We start from the raw sequence: 3,712 nt of genomic DNA, 5'->3' as shown, positions 1-3,712 counted from the left end.
GTACCGTAAGCCACATCGTAAGCAGCATCACGTAAATACCTTACGCTGCTACGAGGGAAGTTCTCATTAGCCAAAAACCGCATTACTCAGCCTCAGCCATCAATGGAATTGTGAAGAAAGATTCCTCGCGCATACATTCAGCCGCAAAAGCAAATACTGCTTTCAATGCTTCAGAAGTTAAAGAAGGATAATTATCCAAAACTTGTGCTTCTGTCCATCCAACTGCAAATAAACCTAACAGAAACTCCACTGATAACCTAGTTCCTTTCACAACTGGTTTACCTACCAGAATATTTGGATTAGAATGGATATATTCTCTCCAGTTCATCTGTTTTTTCTATCTATACTAAAGGTCACCCAATTTTAACACAATTGACCCACGCTATTTGAACAAATGAAGGAAGAATACGATTTCACTCAGGGAAAACCAGGAGCTATCGACTCAACGCCACCAGGCAAAACACGCATCACAATTCGCCTTGATGATGACATTCTGGCCTGGTTTCGTGCGGAAGTCAACGCAGCGGGAGGAGGTAATTACCAAACGCTAATTAACAACGCCTTACGCGAATATATTCAGCAGCGCAAAGAACCTTTGGAAGATACTCTGCGTCGTGTCCTTCGAGAAGAGTTACAAAAATTGTCGTGATTAAACTTATTTTGGAAAAATTCGATCGCTTTCTATACCCTTCGCCCTCTTTCTCATCCAAAATGCCAAAATACCCAAAAATATCAATCCCATCACTCCAGCTAAAGGATTTTTGTCGATTCCCGTCACCCATTCAGGAACTCGATCGGAAAAATTCACCAATTGCCCTACATTAATAATGTAATATCCCCAAACTAAGCCAGCGTGAAGACCGATCGACAATCCCAGTTTACCTTTACTTCCGCGCTTCGCCCACACTAAAGTTAACCCCAAGAGCAACAATGCTGGAAATGTAGGTAAGGTGCGAATCATCTCATTAAATGGCTTCAAAAAGTGGAGGCTGGCAAATATAATTGCATTTACCCAGAGAGCGGTATTGGGGCGATAATCTCGCTGCAATTCATCTAACAACCAACCGCGAAATACTAATTCTTCCGCAAAACCCACCCCTAAAGCGCTAATTAAGCCTTCTAAAATTGTTCTGGGTAACTGTTCTGAATTCTGCCAAATAACCAAACCAAAAATACCCTCGATCGCAAACAAACCAAGGGTAAAAACCAAAGCAATATCCAGCCCCTTTAACAAATCTAAGAGATTTTGCTGTGTGCTTACCAAACCATAGTTTTTCAGCAAATGGGATTGCCGATAGACTTTTTTACCCCAAATTCTCAGCAGCAACAAAAACTCCACAAATAACAATCCCATTGTCAGGATTGTAGCTGAGTTTCTGTCCATAACTATAAAATTAATCGGTGCTGCGATCGGCAACCATAGCAGCAATAAAATTACCAAAAATATAGCTAGGCGAATAGGGGCAGGGTAGCTAGCTACGCGATCGAATTTAATTGGTTTCAAATAACCCCTATTTTTAGCTACTCTTCAGGTTCAACAGTACTGGTCAAGCCATGATTTTTCAGAGTTTCGCAGTAAAACTCTGCGTGTTCTTGAGCGCAGGTAATCACCAACGCAATCCCACTATTATGAGCTTCCATCATAATGCTGACAGCTTGAGGTTGCGTGAGATTTGGCACCGTTGTCAACAATACCTGCACAACATACTCCATTGGATTGAAGTCATCGTTATGCAGTAGCACCCGATAGCGAGGCGCAAGTTTACGAGACGTTGAACGTTTTTCAAGGGTCTCGACAGACACTGCTCTATCCTCCCTGTAACTTCGATAACATTAACCTACTCATCCAAATTTGTTACACAACAGCCCGATCTCCGTAAGATTTAGGAATTGCATTTTAAATGCTGTAACCGTTTGCTTTGGCCACTCAAACCAAGAATTTGTCCCAAAAACTCAATTTTTTGAGTTTTTGCTCAGTTTATCTTGCTGCCCACTTTGCGGCTGTTTCTCAGTGCTGAGTAACAAAAAGCACTATTATGGTTATCCCTTTATAGTCCTTAATACTTATTTATATCATCCAATTTCAGTTCTAGTCACCCAGATAGGAATTTTTTCCAGAACTCCATCGCCCAGCCAACTGACAAGACAGCCTGGGTGTTCAGGTAGTGGTGCGGGATTCCGATCTGGGCGATCGGCTATTCACCCAACCCAGGCACCGCTACTAAAACTATAGAGCAAAATTTGGTTAAACTTAATTCAGGTAAGTTTTTCAGAGCAGCTTTTAGAGCAGCAAGCAGTAATGATTTCTGCTGTCAACTTTCAGCCTAGTCAAATAGTCTGTTTAGAGCATCAGGCTACCCGCCTCTACGCAGAAGTCATTCAAATTATTGAATCCCGTCAGATGTGCTGGGTACGTCCCTTGATGATCGCCATACCTGTGTGTTATGAGAATGCAGGCTCAGAGCAATACACATTGTATGACCTGCGTCAAGGTGCAGATCTGGTTTGGCCTTCCATCTTATTTCGTCCAGCCCTTGATGTTGAGGTCATACCGCTTTTTACACACCTACAGACATCAAAAACTCAAACACATAACACTCAGCTGGCGCATCAACATCTCCAGGATTTCATCCGCCAAGTTTGGCTGGCTTACCAAAATTATTTTAAATCCTAGATTTCCGAGTTTGACACTCCTCGACCTAAAGGTACGAAGATTCTTGGGTTGAATCCTGCCGCCACTAAGTAAACTTAGCTTTGGTCTTACAGTTTCATGTCTAGTCCGACTACACCTTTTACAGCAAGCACTCTTATGGACTACTCCCCAAGCGTAAATTCGGGTATGCCCTACCCTATTTGATTTCTTTTTTCGTCCTTACAGTTTGGATTTTTATACCATTGACTGTTAGGAATTTTGAGATCGCGGAGTAGGACGTTAAACCTGTTTCCTCATCGTTCTCAAGGGTACACGACCTCTTAGTATTGTATCAAAAGCCGTCCTAGAAGGACGGGGTTTTGAACCCAAAATTTTCGATAAAACAACTACTAACTCAGGTAGCGACCCGCCATCCGCATAGCATCGGCGATATCGACATCACCATCTCCGTCAGTATCCAAAAAGGTATTAAGCACCGGATTAGATCCCTGCTGTTGAGAAGTAGTCCCAGTTTGCAGGAAATTCAGGACTAGGGGAACTAATATCGGCAACATTTGTTGAATCATACCGGCATCCAACCCCGTTCTTTGTGCAACTGCCTGCACAACTTGCTGCACTTGGTTAAAACCGAAGATAGCATCGACAGCTTGGGGGTTGGGATATGTGCCGCTATATTGATTTACAAGACCCTGCGCTTGCTCAAAACCTTCATTAGCTTGCTTTTGCTGTAAGGCAGAACGAACGTGGTTTCCGACAACGGACAAGGCGGTTTGTACGGTTGAGGGGTCGGCACCGTAGCTATCACCCAGCTGCTGCACGGTACTGAGAATGCTAGCAATCTGACCTGTAGAGCCTTGCTGGTCGGAACTGTTTACTGCATTCAAAATTTGGTCTAAAAGTCCCATAATTGTTACACTTTGTTGTCTGTGTTTAAGAAATGTCGCACAATCGGCTGCTGTTGACATCTAGCTAATTGTAGATAATTGGGGGAATTTGAGAGTACGTCCGAACCGTCCGCCAGCGTCAGCCGCTTGGCCTCCGCCGGCCCCCACATGCCTC

The 3,712-nt window shown here is 43.5% G+C and carries 6 protein-coding genes; 2 read left to right on the top strand and 4 right to left on the bottom strand.

What is annotated here, in order from left to right:
* Positions 1–82: 82 nt before the first annotated feature.
* Positions 83–328, bottom strand: coding sequence for a DUF433 domain-containing protein (locus tag H6S82_RS23595; protein ID WP_190463472.1), 246 nt, complete (start codon positions 326–328; stop codon positions 83–85).
* 66 nt (positions 329–394) lie between these two features.
* Between H6S82_RS23595 and H6S82_RS23590 the strand changes: the two genes are divergently transcribed.
* Positions 395–649, top strand: a complete 255-nt coding sequence (locus tag H6S82_RS23590) for a BrnA antitoxin family protein (RefSeq protein WP_190463469.1) — start codon at positions 395–397, stop codon at positions 647–649.
* Between the two features lie 6 nt (positions 650–655).
* Here the strand turns inward: H6S82_RS23590 and H6S82_RS23585 are convergent, their stop codons facing one another.
* Together H6S82_RS23585 and clpS are read right to left on the bottom strand one after the other, a co-directional pair.
* Complete coding sequence (locus H6S82_RS23585; RefSeq protein WP_199315174.1) at positions 656–1,504, bottom strand: CPBP family intramembrane glutamic endopeptidase; 849 nt, start codon at positions 1,502–1,504, stop codon at positions 656–658.
* A gap of 17 nt (positions 1,505–1,521) precedes the next feature.
* The gene (clpS, locus tag H6S82_RS23580) at positions 1,522–1,803 is read right to left on the bottom strand and encodes an ATP-dependent Clp protease adapter ClpS (protein ID WP_190463467.1); all 282 of its coding nucleotides are present in this window, start codon (positions 1,801–1,803) and stop codon (positions 1,522–1,524) included.
* Positions 1,804–2,299: 496 nt separating this feature from the next.
* On the opposite strand from clpS, the gene H6S82_RS23575 reads away from it, so the two are divergent.
* The gene (locus tag H6S82_RS23575; RefSeq protein ID WP_190463465.1) at positions 2,300–2,674 is read left to right on the top strand and encodes a hypothetical protein; all 375 of its coding nucleotides are present in this window, start codon (positions 2,300–2,302) and stop codon (positions 2,672–2,674) included.
* Between the two features lie 368 nt (positions 2,675–3,042).
* Here the strand turns inward: H6S82_RS23575 and H6S82_RS23570 are convergent, their stop codons facing one another.
* Positions 3,043–3,618: a DUF937 domain-containing protein gene (locus H6S82_RS23570; RefSeq protein WP_322111825.1), complete on the bottom strand. Its 576-nt coding sequence runs from the start codon at positions 3,616–3,618 to the stop codon at positions 3,043–3,045.
* Between the last annotated feature and the right edge of the window lie 94 nt (positions 3,619–3,712).

The sequence above is a fragment of the Planktothrix sp. FACHB-1355 genome (genome assembly GCF_014748295.1).
In the GTDB taxonomy this organism is placed as follows: domain Bacteria; phylum Cyanobacteriota; class Cyanobacteriia; order Cyanobacteriales; family Aerosakkonemataceae; genus Aerosakkonema; species Aerosakkonema funiforme_A.
Note: the sequence above shows the minus strand (reverse complement) of the source record. Positions and strands in the feature narration are given on the sequence as shown.

Coding starts and splice junctions, on each gene's coding strand:
- H6S82_RS23595 (WP_190463472.1), bottom strand. CDS start 328: ATGAACTGGAGAGAATATATCCATTCTAATCCAAATATTCTGGTAGGT.
- H6S82_RS23590 (WP_190463469.1), top strand. CDS start 395: ATGAAGGAAGAATACGATTTCACTCAGGGAAAACCAGGAGCTATCGAC.
- H6S82_RS23575 (WP_190463465.1), top strand. CDS start 2,300: ATGATTTCTGCTGTCAACTTTCAGCCTAGTCAAATAGTCTGTTTAGAG.
- H6S82_RS23570 (WP_322111825.1), bottom strand. CDS start 3,618: ATGTCAACAGCAGCCGATTGTGCGACATTTCTTAAACACAGACAACAA.